This is a genomic window from Pseudomonas sp. GW821-FHT09C10, assembly GCF_059418085.1.
On sequence record NZ_JBWKPE010000002.1, the window covers coordinates 73,016 to 89,766 of the forward strand.

At 61.4% G+C, this 16,751-nt stretch carries 20 protein-coding genes; 6 read left to right on the forward strand and 14 right to left on the reverse strand.

Annotation, left to right across the window (positions count from 1 at the left end):
• Position 1 precedes the first annotated feature (1 nt).
• Complete coding sequence (locus AC07OT_RS04045) at positions 2-1,102, reverse strand: efflux RND transporter periplasmic adaptor subunit (protein ID WP_141156908.1); 1,101 nt, start codon at positions 1,100-1,102, stop codon at positions 2-4.
• 93 nt (positions 1,103-1,195) lie between these two features.
• Between AC07OT_RS04045 and AC07OT_RS04050 the strand changes: the two genes are divergently transcribed.
• The gene (locus AC07OT_RS04050; RefSeq protein ID WP_141156907.1) at positions 1,196-1,849 is read left to right on the forward strand and encodes a TetR/AcrR family transcriptional regulator; all 654 of its coding nucleotides are present in this window, start codon (positions 1,196-1,198) and stop codon (positions 1,847-1,849) included.
• A gap of 44 nt (positions 1,850-1,893) precedes the next feature.
• Here AC07OT_RS04050 and AC07OT_RS04055 read toward each other — a convergent pair whose 3' ends face one another.
• Complete coding sequence (locus tag AC07OT_RS04055) at positions 1,894-2,676, reverse strand: class I SAM-dependent methyltransferase (RefSeq protein WP_495107546.1); 783 nt, start codon at positions 2,674-2,676, stop codon at positions 1,894-1,896.
• A 96-nt stretch (positions 2,677-2,772) separates the two neighbouring features.
• Here AC07OT_RS04055 and AC07OT_RS04060 point away from each other — a divergent pair, with 96 nt between their 5' ends.
• Positions 2,773-3,393 (forward strand): energy transducer TonB, encoded by a 621-nt coding sequence (locus AC07OT_RS04060; RefSeq protein WP_495107547.1) that lies wholly within the window; start codon positions 2,773-2,775, stop codon positions 3,391-3,393.
• On the opposite strand, the gene AC07OT_RS04065 is transcribed toward AC07OT_RS04060, so the two are convergent.
• The 7 genes from AC07OT_RS04065 to ppc all read right to left on the reverse strand — a co-directional run bounded on the left by AC07OT_RS04065 (position 3,390) and on the right by ppc (position 10,626).
• Positions 3,390-4,088, reverse strand: a complete 699-nt coding sequence (locus AC07OT_RS04065) for an extensin-like domain-containing protein (protein ID WP_495107548.1) — start codon at positions 4,086-4,088, stop codon at positions 3,390-3,392. The two genes, AC07OT_RS04060 and AC07OT_RS04065, sit on opposite strands and share 4 nt — an antisense overlap.
• Before the next feature lie 3 nt (positions 4,089-4,091).
• On the reverse strand, positions 4,092-4,919 hold the full coding sequence (locus AC07OT_RS04070) for an isocitrate lyase/PEP mutase family protein (RefSeq protein WP_495107549.1): 828 nt from the start codon (positions 4,917-4,919) through the stop codon (positions 4,092-4,094).
• 27 nt (positions 4,920-4,946) lie between these two features.
• Positions 4,947-5,807, reverse strand: coding sequence for a DUF72 domain-containing protein (locus AC07OT_RS04075; RefSeq protein ID WP_495107550.1), 861 nt, complete (start codon positions 5,805-5,807; stop codon positions 4,947-4,949).
• Positions 5,807-6,097, reverse strand: a complete 291-nt coding sequence (locus AC07OT_RS04080) for a hypothetical protein (protein ID WP_027604506.1) — start codon at positions 6,095-6,097, stop codon at positions 5,807-5,809. The genes AC07OT_RS04075 and AC07OT_RS04080 overlap by 1 nt, the downstream gene beginning before the upstream one ends.
• Before the next feature lie 160 nt (positions 6,098-6,257).
• Positions 6,258-6,944: a tRNA (adenosine(37)-N6)-threonylcarbamoyltransferase complex dimerization subunit type 1 TsaB gene (tsaB, locus tag AC07OT_RS04085; protein WP_495107551.1), complete on the reverse strand. Its 687-nt coding sequence runs from the start codon at positions 6,942-6,944 to the stop codon at positions 6,258-6,260.
• Positions 6,945-7,033: 89 nt separating this feature from the next.
• Complete coding sequence (gene adk / locus AC07OT_RS04090; protein ID WP_010212617.1) at positions 7,034-7,681, reverse strand: adenylate kinase; 648 nt, start codon at positions 7,679-7,681, stop codon at positions 7,034-7,036.
• A 299-nt stretch (positions 7,682-7,980) separates the two neighbouring features.
• On the reverse strand, positions 7,981-10,626 hold the full coding sequence (ppc, locus tag AC07OT_RS04095; protein WP_495107552.1) for a phosphoenolpyruvate carboxylase: 2,646 nt from the start codon (positions 10,624-10,626) through the stop codon (positions 7,981-7,983).
• Between the two features lie 184 nt (positions 10,627-10,810).
• Between ppc and AC07OT_RS04100 the strand changes: the two genes are divergently transcribed.
• The 4 genes from AC07OT_RS04100 (at position 10,811) to AC07OT_RS04115 (ending at position 13,136) form a co-directional block, all read left to right on the forward strand.
• Positions 10,811-11,155, forward strand: coding sequence for a hypothetical protein (locus tag AC07OT_RS04100; protein ID WP_027604509.1), 345 nt, complete (start codon positions 10,811-10,813; stop codon positions 11,153-11,155).
• Between the two features lie 296 nt (positions 11,156-11,451).
• Positions 11,452-11,862 carry a DUF4398 domain-containing protein gene (locus AC07OT_RS04105; protein ID WP_169899499.1) on the forward strand — a complete coding sequence of 137 codons (411 nt, stop codon included), beginning with the start codon at positions 11,452-11,454 and terminating at the stop codon, positions 11,860-11,862.
• A gap of 55 nt (positions 11,863-11,917) precedes the next feature.
• Positions 11,918-12,703: a lipotoxin F family OmpA-related lipoprotein LptF gene (gene lptF, locus AC07OT_RS04110; RefSeq protein WP_065938744.1), complete on the forward strand. Its 786-nt coding sequence runs from the start codon at positions 11,918-11,920 to the stop codon at positions 12,701-12,703.
• A 7-nt stretch (positions 12,704-12,710) separates the two neighbouring features.
• Positions 12,711-13,136: a hypothetical protein gene (locus AC07OT_RS04115; RefSeq protein WP_495107553.1), complete on the forward strand. Its 426-nt coding sequence runs from the start codon at positions 12,711-12,713 to the stop codon at positions 13,134-13,136.
• On the opposite strand, the gene AC07OT_RS04120 is transcribed toward AC07OT_RS04115, so the two are convergent.
• The 5 genes from AC07OT_RS04120 to AC07OT_RS04140 form a co-directional block, all read right to left on the reverse strand.
• Complete coding sequence (locus tag AC07OT_RS04120) at positions 13,116-13,466, reverse strand: hypothetical protein (protein ID WP_495107554.1); 351 nt, start codon at positions 13,464-13,466, stop codon at positions 13,116-13,118. The genes AC07OT_RS04115 and AC07OT_RS04120 overlap by 21 nt on opposite strands.
• A gap of 169 nt (positions 13,467-13,635) precedes the next feature.
• Positions 13,636-13,962, reverse strand: a complete 327-nt coding sequence (locus AC07OT_RS04125; protein ID WP_003172217.1) for a PA3694 family proteiin — start codon at positions 13,960-13,962, stop codon at positions 13,636-13,638.
• Positions 13,959-14,864, reverse strand: a complete 906-nt coding sequence (locus tag AC07OT_RS04130) for an alpha/beta hydrolase (protein WP_495107555.1) — start codon at positions 14,862-14,864, stop codon at positions 13,959-13,961. Before AC07OT_RS04130 ends, AC07OT_RS04125 begins: the two co-directional genes overlap by 4 nt.
• 27 nt (positions 14,865-14,891) lie before the next feature.
• Positions 14,892-16,169: a flavohemoglobin expression-modulating QEGLA motif protein gene (locus tag AC07OT_RS04135; RefSeq protein ID WP_027604513.1), complete on the reverse strand. Its 1,278-nt coding sequence runs from the start codon at positions 16,167-16,169 to the stop codon at positions 14,892-14,894.
• 21 nt (positions 16,170-16,190) lie between these two features.
• Positions 16,191-16,739, reverse strand: a complete 549-nt coding sequence (locus AC07OT_RS04140; RefSeq protein ID WP_115485736.1) for a hypothetical protein — start codon at positions 16,737-16,739, stop codon at positions 16,191-16,193.
• Positions 16,740-16,751: the final 12 nt, after the last annotated feature.

Sequence of the window (16,751 nt, forward strand, 5' to 3'; positions counted from 1 at the left end):
ACTACTCCTTGGCCGCCAGGTTCACTACACGGTTGGAGCCATCCACCGCGCGCACTTGCTGGCCCTCGTGGAGCACATGCACGCCGGCTGCGACCACCCAGTCGTTGGGGGTCAAGCCTTCCAGCACCGGTACGGTTTTTTCACCGAAAGCGCCAATGCGTACCGGTGTGCGCTTGAGGGTGTTGTCCGGCTGTACACGCCAGACGTAGGACGCACCGTTCTCCGCACTCAGGGCAGACAGCGGTACCGACAGCGGAACAACGCCGTCGGCCTGTATGAATACGCGAGCGCTTTGCCCCAGTTCCGCCGGGACTTTGCCGCCGGTGAAGGCAACGCGAGCGGCGAAGGTGCGTGATTTTGGATCAGCCGCAGGCGACAGTTCACGGATGCGCCCGGTGAAACGCTGGCCCGGCTGGCTCCACAATTCCACCGCGACCGGTTGACCGATCTTGAAGCGACCAAACCCTTGTTCGGGCAGGCTGATGAGCACTTCGCGCTCGCCATCGGTAGCCAGGGTGAACACGGTCTGGCCAGCGGAGACCACTTGGCCGACTTCCACCGCGCGCTTGGCTACGACGCCATCCTGGGGGGCGCGCAATACGGCGTAGCCGGCCTGGTTACTGGCCACGTCGAACTCGGCCTTGATCTGCTTGAGGCGCGCTTCGCCGGAACGGTAAAGGTTTTCGGAATTGTCGTACTGGGAACGGCTGACCATCTGGCGGTCCATCAGGGTCTTGTAGCGATCACGCTCAGCGCGTACCAGGCGCAGGTTGGCCTCGGCAGCGGCGACCTGGGCACGGGCGGCCTCCAGTTGCAGGCGCACATCCTGAGGGTCAAGTTCCGCCAGCGCCTGGTTGGTCTTGACCCGCTCGCCCTCCTCCACCAGACGCTTGCTGACTTTGCCACCGATGCGAAAGGCCAGGTCAGGCTCATAGCGAGCGCGTACTTCACCGGGGTAGCTGTCCGTCGACTGCGCCGAGGGTTGCGGCTGCACCACCATGGCCGGGCGGACGGTGGTCTGGACCGCTTCTTCATGGCCGCAGGCGGCCAACAGGAAGACCAGGCAGACAGGCAACGCAAAGGGCAGGACAGTGCTGCGCATGCTGAAGGACCTTTCGCAAATGGAGCTAGGAATAATTATACTGGCCGGTATGTTATTAATACCAAACTCGCCAGTCCAGTATTAAAGGTGAAAATGTCCGACAATCGTGTAAACACCAATAGCCCCGGGCGTCCCAAGGACATGGCAAAACGCCAGGCAATCCTCTCGGCAGCAAAAACCCTGTTCTTGAGCAATGGCTACGCCAGTACCAGCATGGATGCCGTGGCCCTTGAGGCCGGCGTGTCGAAGCTGACCGTCTACAGCCACTTCACCGACAAAGAAACCTTGTTCACCGCCGCCGTGGTGGCCAAGTGCGAGGAACAGTTGCCGGTGATGTACTTCGAACTGCCCGAAGGCATGCCGGTGGAAACGGTATTGTTGAATATCGCGCGGGGGTTCCATCGGCTGATCAACAGTGAAGAGTCGGTGAACCTGCATCGCCTGATGATGACCACCGGCAATCAGGACGTGAAACTCTCCCAAATCTTCTTTGAAGCCGGGCCCATGCGCATGCTCCAGGGCATGGAGCGCCTGCTCGGCAAGATCGATCAGAGCGGTGCGCTGAGCATCGACAGACCGTTTACGGCGGCCGAGCACTTCTTCTGCCTGCTCAAGGGCACCGCGAACTTCTGCCTGCTGTATGGCTGCGGCGGACAGTTGAGTGAGGAAGCCGCCGAAGCCCATGTGCAGGAGGTGGTGGGGTTGTTTATGCGGGCCTATAGGAGAGATGCAGCTGCAAGTGGTTAGCTGCAAGCAGCAAGTGAAAAGCGCTTTTGCTTGCAGCTTGTGGCTTAAGACTTGAGCGCTTTCTTGGGATAAATGTCATACCGACTGGACTTGCCATCCAGCGCATGGCTCGGCTTGGGCCCTTCAATGCAGGGGGCCTTGCGCGGGCGCTTGACCACCACGCGGTGGCTGGCCAGGGCCAGGGCGGCGGCCAGCAACGCCGGTGCGTCCGGATCATCGCCCACCAGCGGCCGGAACAGGCGCATTTCTTTCTTCACCAGGGCGGTTTTCTCACGGTGAGGGAACATCGGGTCGAGGTAGATCACCTGGGGCGGCTCCCCTTGCCAATTGAGCATCACGTCAATGGAGTTACCCTTGAGCAGCTTCATGCGCGCCACGATGGGCGCCACGTCGAAATCCTCCGCGCCGCGTGCCAGGCCATCTTCGAGCAGGGCGCCAATCAGCGGTTGGCGCTCGATCAGGCTCATCTCACAGCCCAGGCTGGCCAGCACGAACGCATCCTTGCCCAGACCGGCCGTGGCGTCCAGCACACGGGGACGTACGCCCTGGGCAATGCCCACGGCCTTGGCGATCATCTGTCCGCTGCCGCCACCATACAGCCGCCGGTGAGCCGCGCCGCCTTCGACGAAGTCCACCCGCACCGGCCCCGGCGCGTCGGGCCCCAGCTGTTGCAGTTGCAGGCCATGCTCGCCTACCTGCAGGGAAAAATCCGCACTCGCGAGCTGTAAAGGCAAGCCGAGCTGTTCAGCCCACTGCTCGGCCCGGGCCTGGAAACCTTCGCCCAAGGCCTCGACCTGGATGCGGCTGGCCGCTGGTTGTTCGCTCATCAATCGCTACGCTCAAAAATATTAAGGATCGGCAAACAACGGCCGATAAAAACAACAGTCAGGTATTTTGCCAGAGCTGAGCGTCGACCGAGAAAAATGTCAGACATTCTCCCCCTAACCATCGGTGTACTGCCGACCCATAACCACTACGGCCTGCGCAATACCCAAGCGCTGGCCGGGGTGAGTCATGTGTGGCAGGACTTCTTCTCCCGGGCGCTGGCCGAGCAGCTCGGTGAAACGCCGGACGTGCTCGCCGCCAAGGCGCCGGCACCGGCGGACCCGGCGGTAGAGCCCAGCGCCGGTGCCGACCTGTTGTCGCAGATCCTCACGCAGCGCGAGTGCGACGTCAAAGACACCGAGATCGCCCCACCTGAGCCGCTGTTCCTGCCCATCGCCGAATTCGAAACCGAGTTGCTGCCACCGGCCGCCGAGCCGTTCCCACAGGATGAAATCGTCGCCCAGCAGCGCCAGCAGAATTTCGAAATCGCTTGGGTTCGCCCCATCGTCCTGACTGCCGGCCAGCCATTGCCTGAGCCCGGCCCGGCGCCGGAACCACGCCCTCTGCACTTGCCGATTGCCGAGTTCGAACTGGACCTGTTGCCACCACCCGCCACGCCTTACCCAACCGAAGAACTGCTGGCGCAACAGAAGGCGCTGGACTTCGACTACCACTGGGCACGCCCACTGATCACCCACAACCTGCGCCTGGCGGCCTAGCGACACACCCACCAACGCCCCATGTCCAGATGGAAATGGTTGCGGTGCGCGGCGTTGTAGTCCGGGCTCAACACCACATTGAAGTCATCACAGGCGCCATCGCGCACCTGGCGCAGGAACCGCGCGCTGTCGCCCTCCCCGGACCAATCCTTGAGCACGCTGATACTGCGCCCATCCGCCAGGCGAAACCCGGCGATATCCAAGGCATTGGCCGACGCATGCTGGCTGAGCCGCCCTTCGGCACGGTTATACATGTTGCGACAGGCAAAGCTGCCCAGGTGATCGACCCGTGTCACCGCCTGGCCGAACACCGCCTGGGCTGCCGGTTGCAGGCTGTGACGCTCGAACAGCGCGAATGCCACGGCCAACGGGCAACTGGCGAGAAAGCTGCTGCTTAATGCCACGTCCGCACCCTGCACGCGCAAGGTATTGCGCAGCGGACAGGCAGCGTCGGCGGGCGTGTCAGCCTGATGGCTAACCCGCAGACCCGCAGTTTTCAGCACTTGGTCGCACAGCACAGGGTCATCCTGCAGGCGCCCCAGCTTGTAGCGGGTCAACAGGTTAGGACTGGACCTCACGTCCAGCGGCGACCAGGGGTTCCATTCAGCCGGCAGCGGCAACCAGGCACGCCACACACCCACGGCAAATGCACCACTGAGCACCAGCAGTGCACCCAGCAGTTTGAAAAAACGCACGGCTCAGTCCTTGAAGAACTGATTGGCCTGGCTGAAGAGCATCGAGCGCTCGGTAAAGCTGAACGTGCCCAGCTCATAGACTTCCTGGGCCGCTCGGTAGAATTCACCATAGGCCGCCAGTGCCATGGCCGAGCCCACGCTGATGCGCTTTACCCCCATCGCGCTCAATTGCGCCACGCTGAGTTTCAGGCCGCCGGACATCAACACGTTCACCGGCTTTGGCGCCACGGCCTTGACCACCGCCAGCACGTCCTCGGCACTGCGCAGGCCCGGCGCATAGAGCACGTCGGCGCCGGCTTCGGCGTAGGCCTGCAAGCGGCGAATAGTGTCGGGCAGATCCAGGCGACCATGCAGGAGGTTTTCGGCGCGGGCCGTCAGCGTGAAGGGGAATGGCAAGCTGCGGGCAGCGGCGACGGCGGCTTCCACGCGCTCTACGGAAAGGTCGAAGGGATAGATCGGGTCGACGGCAACGCCGGTGGCATCTTCGATAGAGCCCCCCACGATACCGCTGGCCGCCGCCCGCAAGATGGTTTCGGCACACCCTTCGGGGGTATCGCTGAAGCCGTTTTCCAGGTCGGCCGCCACCGGCAGCGCGGTGGCCTTGGCAATCATGCTGGCATTGCGCAAGGTGTCTTCCAGGGACAACGCCCCTTCCGCGTCCGGGCGTCCCAGGCTGAACGCATAACCCGCGCTGGTCGTGGCCAGGGCTTCAAAGCCAAGGCTGGTGAGCATCACCGCAGAGCCGGCGTCCCACGGGTTTGGCATCACGAAGGCGCGGTCGCGCTCATGCAGGGCCTTGAAGGTTTCGGCGCGAAGGGTTTGGGCATCCATGACTGACTCCTGGCGGAAAAAGGAGCCCTAGAGTAACCCCAGTTGCTCGGCTTCGGGTTCCCGATGCAAGGTCGGCAGCGCCGGCAGGCCGGGCAGGCGCGCCATGAGTTGCGTGTGAAAACGCAGGGCCAGTTGCGCGGCAAGACGATTATCCGAGGTGTGCAGGAACATGTAGGGTGTGCGGCCTTCTTCGATCCAACCCGCGATTTTTTCCACCCACGGCACCAGGAACGGGTCATTCGCCTCAAGCTCCGGATGACCGATAAAACGCACTTGGGGAAACCGGGTCAGCGCGGCCGGACGGGGCGGCACCTTGGGCTTTTTCGATTGTGCGTGCAGTACCGCCGCCGAGGTCGACGTGCAACTGAACAAGGCGCGCGGGTCGAGGCAGATGCGCTCGACACCACGATCACGCAACAAACGGTTGAGCATGCGCTCGGCATCGCCCTTGGCGAAGAACTCAGGGTGGCGCACTTCCACCGCCATCGGGCGTTCCAGACCATCGATAAAGCCGGCCAGTTCAGCCAGGCGTTGCGGCGAAAAACTCGCCGACAGCTGCAGCCACAGCGGCGAAACACGTTCACCGAGCGGGCTCATCAAACCGACAAAACTTTCCGCTGCCGGCAATTGCTCACGCAAGTCGCCACCGTGACTGATGTCACCGGGGAACTTGGCCGTGAAACGAAAATCGTCGGGCATGATCTCAGCCCAGCGCTGCACAGTAGCGGCCGAAGGGCGAGCGTAGAACGTGGTATTGCCTTCGACGGCGTTGAAGACCTGGGAATAAAGGGCAAGGTAATCGCCGGAGCGGGCGTCGGCTGGGTACAGGTACTCGCGCCAGGCGTTTTCACTCCAGGACGGGCAGCCGAGGTAGTAAGGCAGGCGCATCAGATGTGGATGTCGAGACCCAGCACTTCCATATCCCATTCGACAAATCCGGCGGTGGTCAGGTAGCTGGCCAGGGCGGTGGCAACGCTTTTGCTCATGGAACGCGGGAAGACCATGTCTTGCTGACGGGCGGGAACGCCGCTGATGCGGGCTTGTGAACTGGCCTGCGCATCGGATTGGACCTCGATGAAGTCCGGCGAATCCTCGACGGAGTCGTCCACCGTGGCGTTTGCCCTACGCGGCTTGCGCTTGATCGGGTACGACTGTGAGGAAAATCCATCTATACGCATAGGCGCGAACTCGCTATCAGTAATGGCATTTTAGTGGCGCAATCCGTAGCGCGCAAATGCTCTGGTGATAACTAGAACACATAATTTGAAAAAGGTTTAAAAACCCGGGGAAATTCTGACGATTGGCGACTTTTGCCTCAAATTGCCATCATTTTTGGCGTCAAATAATCCCTCTTTCCGCCTTGGTCTGCGCGACTTTATCGCGCAGGTAAACCGGTGCGGCCTGATCCGCAGGAATCGCCTCGCCACGTTCGAACGCAAAGCGTGCCAGGGTCAGCAGATCTTCGGCGTGAGGCAACAGGGTTGCGTCCTGCCCAGCCGGTTGAACACCGATACGCTCGCCATACCCCCAGCCGGTGCCAGCGCCGAACCAGTCACCGCTGGCATCGCCCGGCAATACCGCCGATTCCGGTGGCTGCACCGCTTCCACGCCGACAAGGCGCATTTCGCCAGCCGTTTCGCGATAGCACCCCCAATACACTTCGTCCATACGCGCATCGATCGCGGCCGCCACCTGCCGGGCGCCGTGTTCGCGCAAGGCACGTTGGGCCAGTACGGCAAGGTTGGAAACCGGCAGCACCGGGCGCTCCAACGCAAAGGCCAGGCCCTGGACCACGCCAATGGCGATGCGCACCCCGGTGAACGCTCCCGGGCCACGGCCAAAGGCGATGGCATCCACGGCCGACAGGGTGGTGCCCGCGTCTTCAAGCAGTTGCTTGATCATCGGCAACAGCTTCTGCGCGTGCAGGCGCGGGATCACCTCGTAGTGGCTTGTGACCTTGCCATCGTGCAGCAAGGCAACGGAGCAAGCTTCAGTCGCGGTGTCCAGGGCCAGCAGGGTGCTCATCGGTGTGGGTGTCCAAGTCGAAAAAAAGTGCGCCAGTATAAACAACAACGGCCCGCAAGCGGGCCGTTGTGTGTCAAGCCGATAAAGGATCAGCTCAGTGCTTGCAGGACCTTGGCGGTGATCGCTTCCACCGAGCCGACGCCAGGGATATGGCTGTACTTCGGCTTGCCCTGGGCTGCGGACAGCTTCTGGTAGAAATCCACCAGCGGCTTGGTCTGGGAATGGTAGACCGACAGGCGATGACGCACGGTTTCTTCGGTGTCGTCCTTGCGCTGCACCAGGTCTTCACCGGTGACATCGTCCTTGCCTTCAACTTTAGGCGGGTTGTAGACGGTGTGGTACACGCGGCCGGAGGCTTCGTGGACGCGACGACCGGCGATACGCTGGACGATTTCTTCATCTTCAACCGCGATTTCCACCACCGCGTCCAGCTCGACGCCGGCTTTCACCAGGGCTTCGGCCTGGGGAATGGTGCGTGGGAAACCGTCGAACAGGAAGCCGTTCTTGCAGTCTTCCTGGCTGATGCGTTCCTTGACCAGGTTGATGATCAGGTCATCGGAGACCAGGCCGCCGCTGTCCATCACGCTCTTGGCGATCAGGCCCAGCTCGGTGCCGGCCTTGACGGCAGCACGCAGCATGTCGCCGGTGGAGATTTGTGGAATGCCGAATTTTTCAGTGATGAACTTTGCCTGAGTACCTTTACCGGCCCCGGGAGCTCCCAGCAGAATGACGCGCATCGATGTGCTCCTCAATTTTTTATAGAGATGACGCTCGGATTCGCCGCGTGGGGCCAATCTCGTAAAAATAATATAGGGCTCATGAAACTATGGGCCCAGGCCGCCCAAACGGCCAAAGGCTGATCAAGATACACAGCGGGCCCTAACCACACAAGCCGCCAAAAGTCGCAGGAACCCGCGCCACGCGTACGTCATAGGTAGGGTGTGCCTGAGTGCAACCAGCGCTGTAAACGCCGACCGCCCCTTTCAGGGCGGCCGTCGTGGTTTATCCGCAAGCCTTTGAGAACACGCAAAAAACCTCAGCCGGTGTTGCGCAGGCCGGCGGCAATACCGGCCACGGACACCAGCAACGCCTGTTCCAGAGGGCTGTCCTGCGCGGCTTCCTGGCGACGCGAGCGCGCGAGCAACTCGGCCTGCAACAGGTGCAAGGGATCGAGGTAGGTGTTGCGCAGGCGGATGAACTCCAGGGTGTCAGGGCTATGGGCCAGCAGTTGCGACTGGCCGGTCAGGCCAAGCACCACTTCGCATGCCTGCGACAATAGGTCGCGTAAGTGCGCGCCCAATGGCAACAGGTCCGGCTGCACCAGGCGCTCGTCATACAGGCGCGCAATATCGGCATCGGCCTTGGCCAGGACCATTTCCAGCATATCGATGCGGGTGCGGAAGAACGGCCACTGTTCGCGCATCTGCCCCAGCAGTTCCCCTTCGCCGCGCTCCAGGGCCTTGCTCAATGCGGCTTCCCAACCCAGCCAGGCCGGCAGCATCAGGCGAGTCTGGGTCCAACCGAAGATCCACGGAATGGCGCGCAGGCTTTCTATACCACCGGCGCGGCGCTTGGCCGGGCGACTGCCCAGAGGTAGCCGGCCCAGCTCCTGCTCCGGGGTGGACTGGCGAAAATACTCGACGAATTGCGGATTTTCCCGCACCACCGCGCGGTAAGCGCTGACGCCGTCGGCCGCCAATTCATCCATCAAGTGGCGCCACGCCGGCTCCGGTGGCGGCGGTGGCAGCAACGTTGCCTCCAACACGGCGGCCAGGTAGAGATTGAGGTTCTGTTCAGCAATGTCCGGCAAACCGAATTTGAAGCGAATCATCTCGCCTTGCTCGGTGGTACGGAAACGCCCCGCCACCGAACCCGGCGGTTGCGACAGGATCGCCGCGTGTGCCGGGCCGCCGCCACGCCCGACGGTGCCCCCGCGACCATGGAACAGCAGCAATTCCACCTGTTGCTCCCGGCAGATATCCACCAGCCGCTCCTGGGCCCGGTACTGCGCCCAGGCGGCGGCGGTGGTGCCGGCGTCCTTGGCCGAGTCGGAGTAGCCGATCATCACTTCCTGCGGGCCCTGCAGGCGCGCCCGGTAGCCCGGCAGCAGCAACAGTTGCTCGATCACGGGGCCGGCGTTATCCAGGTCGGCCAGGGTTTCGAACAGGGGCACCACGCGCATCGGCCGTTGCACGCCCGACTCTTTAAGCAGCAGTTGCACCGCCAATACGTCCGACGCGGCACCGGCCATGGAGATGACATACGAGCCTAACGAGGCGGCAGGCGCGGCGGCCACTTCCTTGCAGGTATTGAGCACTTCGGCGGTATCGGCCGATGGCTTGAAATAGCCCGGCAACAGCGGTCGATGGTTGGCCAGCTCCTTCATCAGGAAGCTGATGCGCATCTCTTCGTTCCAGTCCTCGTAACGGCCCAGGCCCAGGTAATCGGTGATTTCGGTCATGGCCGCCGAATGACGACTGGAATCCTGGCGCACATCCAGGCGCACCAGGAACAGGCCAAAGGTGACGGCCCGGCGCAGGCAATCGAGCAGCGGGCCATCGGCGATCACGCCCATGCCGCACGCGTGCAGCGACTGGTAGCACAGCTCCAGTGGCTCGAGCAGGTCGCGGTTGTTCTGCAACACCTCGGTAGGCGCCGGCGTGCTGCTGCTCAACGCGGTATGGGCCCATTGGCGCGTGGCGCGCAGGCGTTCGCGCAGTTGCTTGAGCAGGGCACGATAGGGTTCGACGCTGTCACCGACCTTGGCCTGCAACGCCGGGCTAGCCTGTTGCATCGACAGTTCGGAGGCCAGGTGGTCGATATCGCGCAGGTACAGGTCGGCCGCCATCCAGCGCGCCAGCAGCAACACCTCGCGGGTGACCGGCGCGGTGACATTCGGGTTGCCGTCACGGTCGCCGCCCATCCACGACGCAAAGCGGATCGGCGCGGCTTCCAGCGGCAAACGCAGGCCCGTCGCCGCGTGTAACGCCTGGTCGGCCTTGCGCAGGTAATTGGGGATGGCGTGCCACAAAGAATGCTCGATCACCGCGAAGCCCCACTTGGCTTCATCCACCGGGGTGGGTCGGGTGCGGCGGATTTCTTCGGTGTGCCAGGCTTCGGCGATCAAGCGTTGCAGGCGCTGGCGGATCTGCTCGCGCTCGGCAGTGGTGAGGTCGCGGTGATCCTGCAGCGCCAGTTGTGCGGCGATGGCGTCGTACTTCTGGATCAGGGTGCGGCGCGCCACTTCGGTGGGGTGGGCGGTGAGGACCAGTTCGATGTCCAGGCGTCCCAACTGGCGGGCGAGGGACTCATTGCTGTGGCCCTCGCCCTGCAGGCGCGCCAGTAACTCCGGCAATACGCGGGACTCGAACGGCGCCGGTTGCGACTCGTCGCGCCGGTGAATCAACTGGTACTGCTCGGCGATATTGGCCAGGTTGAGGAACTGGTTGAAGGCCCGCGCCACCGGCAGCAGTTCGTCTTCCTGCAACTGATTGAGGCTGGCGCTCAGTTCGTCACCCGCGGCTTTGTCCGGGGCGGCTCCGCGGCGGTCGGCCTTGGCGCCTTTGCGGATCTGTTCGATCTTGGCGAGAAAATCATCGCCGTACTGCTCTCGAATGGTGTTGCCCAACAGCTCACCCAGCAGGTGAACATCCTCACGCAAGCGTGCATCGATATCACTCATCAGCCAATCTCCAGCCAGAAATCCGGGACGCGCAGGTGTGTCAGAGTGCCGCCGGCATCGTTTTATGACAAGACTTTAAACCTTGTGACTTGCAGCTAGTCTCAAGTGTGAGCTGCCGCGTTTATCCACGCGCACGGCTGGTCACTCATCACCGCCCGCCACCGCAGGCTTTATTGAGGTTGCCATGAAAATTCGAGAACTGGCCCAGCACTGGGAAGAGAACGCCAAGGGTCGCCTGACCAAGACCGAGTACGCCATCCATCTGGATGTGGAGGCGGCTGCACGGCTGGCAGCCATCGCCGAGATGTACCCCAAGCGCCACACCGAAGAACTGCTCGGCGAGCTGATCGGCGCCGCCCTTGAGGAGCTGGAAGCGAGCTTTCCCTACATCAAGGGACAACAGGTCATCGCCACCGATGAAGAGGGCGACCCGCTCTATGAGGACGTCGGGCCAACGCCTCGGTTCCTGACCTTGTCCCGTCGCTATCTGCATGATTTGTCTGCCAGTGCCGACGACCAAAAGCACTGACGGACTCGATTGACACCCATCAGAACCCCGTATTCCGGGCCTCTGCCGAGGCTCTGAGTACCCCTGCACGGGGCAAAAGTTCCAATTTTCTACCCTGACCAATCAGTCAGATATTTTTTTAGGCAAATCGCCATCTCTTCTGAACTTTTGAAAAAAGCCTCCGGTCACAGCCAGTAAGCCATCACTTGGAACGGTCGTTTGAAAGGGCCCGTCGTGCTTTACCGCCGCGCCCCGGCCGTTCATCGACCGCGATGGATTTTGATGTTTTTAGGAGCTATCCAATGGAGTTGAAGACGATGAAGACCAGCACTGCCAAATCCACGTTTAACCACCTGCGCGGGCTTAAATTGGCCGCGCTGGCAATCGGCACCAGCTTCGTTTTGGCTGGCTGCGCCGGCAACCCGCCCACCGAGCAATACGCGGTGACTCAGTCCGCGGTCAACAGCGCAGTGAGCGCCGGCGGCACCGAGTACGCAGCAGTTGAAATGAAATCGGCCCAGGACAAGCTCAAACAAGCCGAAATCGCCATGCACGACAAGAACTATGACGAGGCGCGTCGCCTGGCCGAACAGGCTGAATGGGATGCTCGCGTGGCAGAGCGCAAGTCCCAGGCCGCCAAGGCCGAACAGGCTGTGAAGGATTCCCAGAAAGCTGTTCAGGAGCTGCGTCAGGAAGGTATGCGCCCGGCTGCTATCCAGCAGAAATAAAGCGCCGCGCCTGATTGCACTGCACCCGATATCGAATTGAAAGGACGACACGACTATGCGTAAACAATTGATGATCCCTGCCCTGCTGGCGATGAGCGTTGCCCTGGCGGCCTGCTCTACCCCGCCCAACGCGAACCTGGAAAACGCACGGACCAACTTCTCGTCCCTGCAAACCAACCCGCAAGCCACCAAGCTTGCCGCGCTGGAAACCAAGGACGCCAGCGAATGGCTGGACAAGGCTGACAAGGCCTACCGCGACAAGGAAGACCAGAAGAAAGTTGACCAACTGGCCTACCTGACCAACCAGCGCGTTGAAGTGGCCAAAGACACCATCGCGCTGCGCGAATCCGAAGCCAAGCTGAAAAACGCCGGCGACGAACGTGCCCGTGCCCTGCTCGAGGCCCGTGACGCGCAGATCAAACAGCTGCAGGACAGCCTGAATGCCAAGCAAACCGATCGCGGTACGCTGGTGACATTCGGCGACGTGCTGTTCGCTACCAACAAGTCCGACCTGAAATCCAGCGGCCTGGTGAACATCACCAAGCTGGCGCAGTTCCTGCGTGACAATCCGGATCGTAAGGTGATCGTCGAAGGCTACACCGACAGCACCGGTTCCGACTCGTACAACCAGAGCCTTTCGGAGCGCCGCGCGGCCTCGGTACAACGCGCACTGGCTCAGCAAGGCGTGGATATCTCGCGCATCGTGACCCAGGGTTATGGCAAGGAATACCCGGTTGCCGACAACGGCAGCGTCTCGGGCCGAGCCATGAACCGCCGCGTTGAAGTGACCATCTCCAACGACAACCAGCCGGTCAAGCCACGTTCGTCCATGGCGAACTGATTGATTGATGCTGGATAAAAAACCCACCTCACGGTGGGTTTTTTTTCGGGTCGCCGAACTGGATAGTGCGATGTGTATCCTCGGCGGGCAATTCGACCTTCGAGCCGTACGTATTTTGCGAGAGCTTATCCATCAGCTGCTCAAGCTCATGATTGCGAGCGTCTCGCCTTACCAGCGCCTCATGCCCCCTGATCATGTCCAGCATGTTGTCGATTGCAGCAATGCGTATCGCCACCTTTTCAGCCTCGATCTATGTAAGCAACTCCGCCTTCTGTGGTTTTATGACGCGCTATGGTTCCAGATAATCCCGTCGCCAATGACTGCCGCAAGTGCCGATGTCCTCATCGACTATCGCCCCATGCCCGGTGAAAAAAACCCGCCTATGACAGACGGGTTATCCACGGGTAGGCAATCAGGCGGGGACGGGGCCTGAGCTTTGGTAGTTTGGCGGCTGGATTTGCGGACCGCTCTGTGTACCATCTTGACCGCCTTGCTGACTATGACCGTCTTGCGCCCCCTGACCGGCCTGTGGACCTTGGCTGATCTGTCCGCCTTGTGCTTTTAGTTTTTCCAACTCCTCCATCAACTTCTTGATGATATCGTCGTTCCCGCCACTCGCCTTTAAGCTTTTAATTTCATTTTCAAGCTGCTGAATTCTCTGGTCGTTACCTTGCTGAGCTCCACCGGTCCCTTGCTGGGCCCCACCGGTATTCCCGATATTGCTCGCGCCACCACTATTCGATCCCGATACGCTACCAACCATAAATATTGACTCCAGATTAATTAAAAAAATGGACCGACCCGTCACACTGATCGGTCCTTAATCTGTGGCGTAAGCGTCAAGATGGTTCCGCCCTACTCAGGATCAGACATGCACTGAATGACTAATCCGCACGATTGATGACGTTTTCCTACTACATTCATGCAAAAGCCTACTGTTGCAGTTGCGGTGTTTCCTGCCCCATGCAACGCACCGCCTGCTTCTTATTATTGACCAACACCCCACTCAAGCCTTTCTGCTCAGTATCGAACATGACCAGCACGCCATCGACGCACTGCGCCACTTGAGCGGCCGGGGTCAGGGAGATCTTGTAGTCCTCGCCCGGCACGGTCTTGAGCATGGTGAAGTCGCTGAGCAGCAGCGCATCCTCAGGCTTGGCGAAGTGCAAATAGCCGTAGTACCACAGGCAGCCGACGGTGCCGATGATGGTGCCGATACCGGTGAGGATCAGCGGGATCATGTTGCGTTCTTCGCTCATTGCGGGCTCTCTGATGGATCAGCTTTAGGAATGGGGTAATTCGGAATCTCGCCCAGGCGGCGCAGGCCGTTGAAGTGCTGCGGGTCGTCCAGGTAGCGCAGCATCACGGTTTGCCAGGTCTTGTCGGCAAAGGTCTGCACATGGCCGCCGCGGGTCAACTGCAATACCCTTGGCGGCGGCGCGGCCTGATACAGGCGGATACCGTTGGCCACGGGCACGATCGGGTCATCCAGGCTGTGGAACAGCAATTTCGGCACGCCGGTCAGTTGCGGCATGGCGTTGATCGCGCTGTCGGCGTCGGGCACCAGCCAAGACAAGGGCACCTGCAAGGGCCATGTTAACCAGGAGGTGCTTAGGGCGAATTGTCCTACGTCACGATAACTGGCGGGCACGCCGTCCAGTATCAGGGCCTTGAGTTGGGACTGACGCTGCGGGTGTTCCGCCAGGTAATGCACCGCCAGCGCGCCGCCCAGGCTTTGGCCAAGCACAATCAGCGGCTGGCCCTGGGTTTCGGGCGCCCGGTCGAGCCAGTTGAACGCCGCGTCCACATCCTGATAAATCGCCGGCAGTGAGGGCTTGCCTTCCGACAGCCCGTAACCGCGATAGTCCAGCAGCAGTACCTGGTAGCCCTGCTCCGGCAACCACCAGCTGCCGCCCAGGTGCCAGGCCAGGTTACCGCCGTTGCCGTGCAGGTGCAGCACCGTACCTTTGACGGGTACTCCGGCCTTGGCCGGCAGCCAGCACGCGTGCAGCTTGACGCCGTCGGCGGAGGTGAGGGTGACATCACGGTATTGCAAGTGCGCTTTTTCGGGCGTGAACGGCAGGCCGGGTTCGGGGTAGAACAGCAGCGAGCTGCAACCGTTCAATGTGAGTAGCAGGCACAGAATGCCGAGGATTCTCATCCGTTGAAGCCTCGTGAATAACAGCGTTTAAAGGATGTTGGAGTAATCCGCCTCGATCCGGTCCAGGCTCAAGTGGTTGAGGAAGTTGGAGAAACACATCCACGCCGCCAGTGCGTTCATGTCGCGGAACTGCTCCGGCAGGTACTTGGGCGGCACCACCAGGCCTTCGTCCACCAGTTGGCGCAAGGTGCGCATATCTTCCAGGGTGGTCTTGCCGCAGAACAGCAGCGGCACTTGCTCCAGCTTGCCTTTGCGCACGGCCAGCTGGATGTAGTTGTAGACCATGATAAAGCCCTTGAGGTAGGACAGATCCTTGGTAAACGGCAAGCCGTTCGGCACCGAGCCACGGAATACCCGGCTGGCGTTGCCATAGCTTTCGGCCATTTCAAAGCCTTGCTCGCGGAAGAACTCGAACACCTGCAGGAAGTCGGCCCCCTCTTCCACCATGTGAATGGCACGGGTGCGGTTGGTCAGCTTGCGCAAGCGGCTCGGGTAGGAGGCGAACGTAATGATCTCCATGAGGATCGCCAGGCCTTCCTGGGTCACGGTGGACGACGGCGGGCCCTTGGACAGGAAGGTGCAGATCGGCTGGTTCTGGCCGTTGAGCGTGGTACCGACATGCACCAGGCCTTCGTGGACTTCCAGCGCACGCACGTCGCGGTCGTTGAACATCGCGTCGGCGCGGATCTTGATGTAGTCGGCACCCGCTGCGGCATCGGCAACGATACCGTCGGACTCAAACACCCGGATGGTCTCTTCGGCTTCGCCAAATACCTTGTTCAGGCGGGTTTGCAGCAGGGCCACGGCGTCTTTGGCGGTCAGGGTCTTGGCTTCGTCCTTGAGGTCGCCACGGCCGTCGATATTGTTCAGGTAGTCGGAGAGCATCAGGCCCAGGTCAGCCAGGGTCGGGTCGCCGGCGTGGAAGGCATCGGAGGCGGCGCCGTACAGCTCCTGGGAAATCAGGCCGAAGTCCTCGGTGCCGCGGGCTTCGAGCATGCGCACCACCATGCGGTATTCGCGGCACATGCGACGCATGATCTGCCCCACCGGGCTGAACTGGCCGAGGCGGCGAGTGATGTCGCGTTCGATGTTCTGGAATTCCAGCTTTACCGCACTGGAGTCGAACGACAGCGGTCGGTTCAGGTAGTAGTCGCGATCCACGGCGGGCATGGCCTTGCCCTTGGCCTTGAGGAATCCCTGGCGAATGTTGTCGTCCCACTTCACGGCGTCGAGGACGCGAATCGGTGTTTGCGCCAGCACAATGCGATCGGACAAGCTGCGTATCGTCTGCTGGTAATCGTCCACCCGGTGCTTCCTCTCTAAACGTTATTTGCCCGCACGCTGGTAGCGCACGGCTTCAACGAACACATCGGCATTGGCCGGATCATCCAGGTAGGCAAACACCTGGCTCATGGAACTGTCGACCCGTACGCCGGCGCCTTCGACGGTCTCCACGTTGCTGCCCTGCAGCACCTGTTGCCCGATGGCCTGGTGAATCTGTTCGAGGTCGAGGTTATAGACCACCAATTCGTGCTTATCGTCGAACTCGAACCCCGCCAGGAAGTAATGCCCTCCGAACCGGGCCGGCAACGGTGCCGACAGGTACCAGCGGTTGCCATGACGCGAAACGGTAAACAGGTACTCATCGCGCTGGGCCGGCGTGGCTTTAGGGTAGCTCACCGCCTTGTAGCGGTGCTCACCGGCACGGCTGATGCGCAGATTGAGCGGTTCGCCCCAGGCATTCCTGCTGGTCCAATGGCCCAGCAACTCATCCGGCGCCGCCTCATGGGCGGGCAACGGGTCCTTGAACGTGACCAGGCAACCGCTGAGCAACAGGAACGACAAGGCGATTACCGCCACACGCCAGGTTTTCATTGGACTCCCCCG

Bases quoted from the DNA above. Each gene is read 5' to 3' on its own strand.
- tsaB (WP_495107551.1), bottom strand. From the start codon at position 6,944: ATGAGCACCCTGCTGGCCCTGGACACCGCGACTGAAGCTTGCTCCGTT.
- AC07OT_RS04060 (WP_495107547.1), top strand. From the start codon at position 2,773: ATGTCAGACATTCTCCCCCTAACCATCGGTGTACTGCCGACCCATAAC.
- AC07OT_RS04070 (WP_495107549.1), bottom strand. From the start codon at position 4,919: ATGGATGCCCAAACCCTTCGCGCCGAAACCTTCAAGGCCCTGCATGAG.
- adk (WP_010212617.1), bottom strand. From the start codon at position 7,681: ATGCGCGTCATTCTGCTGGGAGCTCCCGGGGCCGGTAAAGGTACTCAG.
- AC07OT_RS04130 (WP_495107555.1), bottom strand. From the start codon at position 14,864: ATGAGAATCCTCGGCATTCTGTGCCTGCTACTCACATTGAACGGTTGC.
- AC07OT_RS04080 (WP_027604506.1), bottom strand. From the start codon at position 6,097: ATGCGTATAGATGGATTTTCCTCACAGTCGTACCCGATCAAGCGCAAG.
- AC07OT_RS04125 (WP_003172217.1), bottom strand. From the start codon at position 13,962: ATGAGCGAAGAACGCAACATGATCCCGCTGATCCTCACCGGTATCGGC.
- AC07OT_RS04055 (WP_495107546.1), bottom strand. From the start codon at position 2,676: ATGAGCGAACAACCAGCGGCCAGCCGCATCCAGGTCGAGGCCTTGGGC.
- AC07OT_RS04120 (WP_495107554.1), bottom strand. From the start codon at position 13,466: ATGGTTGGTAGCGTATCGGGATCGAATAGTGGTGGCGCGAGCAATATC.
- AC07OT_RS04115 (WP_495107553.1), top strand. From the start codon at position 12,711: ATGCTGGATAAAAAACCCACCTCACGGTGGGTTTTTTTTCGGGTCGCC.
- AC07OT_RS04075 (WP_495107550.1), bottom strand. From the start codon at position 5,807: ATGCGCCTGCCTTACTACCTCGGCTGCCCGTCCTGGAGTGAAAACGCC.
- AC07OT_RS04045 (WP_141156908.1), bottom strand. From the start codon at position 1,102: ATGCGCAGCACTGTCCTGCCCTTTGCGTTGCCTGTCTGCCTGGTCTTC.
- ppc (WP_495107552.1), bottom strand. From the start codon at position 10,626: ATGAGTGATATCGATGCACGCTTGCGTGAGGATGTTCACCTGCTGGGT.
- AC07OT_RS04100 (WP_027604509.1), top strand. From the start codon at position 10,811: ATGAAAATTCGAGAACTGGCCCAGCACTGGGAAGAGAACGCCAAGGGT.
- lptF (WP_065938744.1), top strand. From the start codon at position 11,918: ATGCGTAAACAATTGATGATCCCTGCCCTGCTGGCGATGAGCGTTGCC.
- AC07OT_RS04105 (WP_169899499.1), top strand. From the start codon at position 11,452: ATGAAGACCAGCACTGCCAAATCCACGTTTAACCACCTGCGCGGGCTT.
- AC07OT_RS04140 (WP_115485736.1), bottom strand. From the start codon at position 16,739: ATGAAAACCTGGCGTGTGGCGGTAATCGCCTTGTCGTTCCTGTTGCTC.
- AC07OT_RS04050 (WP_141156907.1), top strand. From the start codon at position 1,196: ATGTCCGACAATCGTGTAAACACCAATAGCCCCGGGCGTCCCAAGGAC.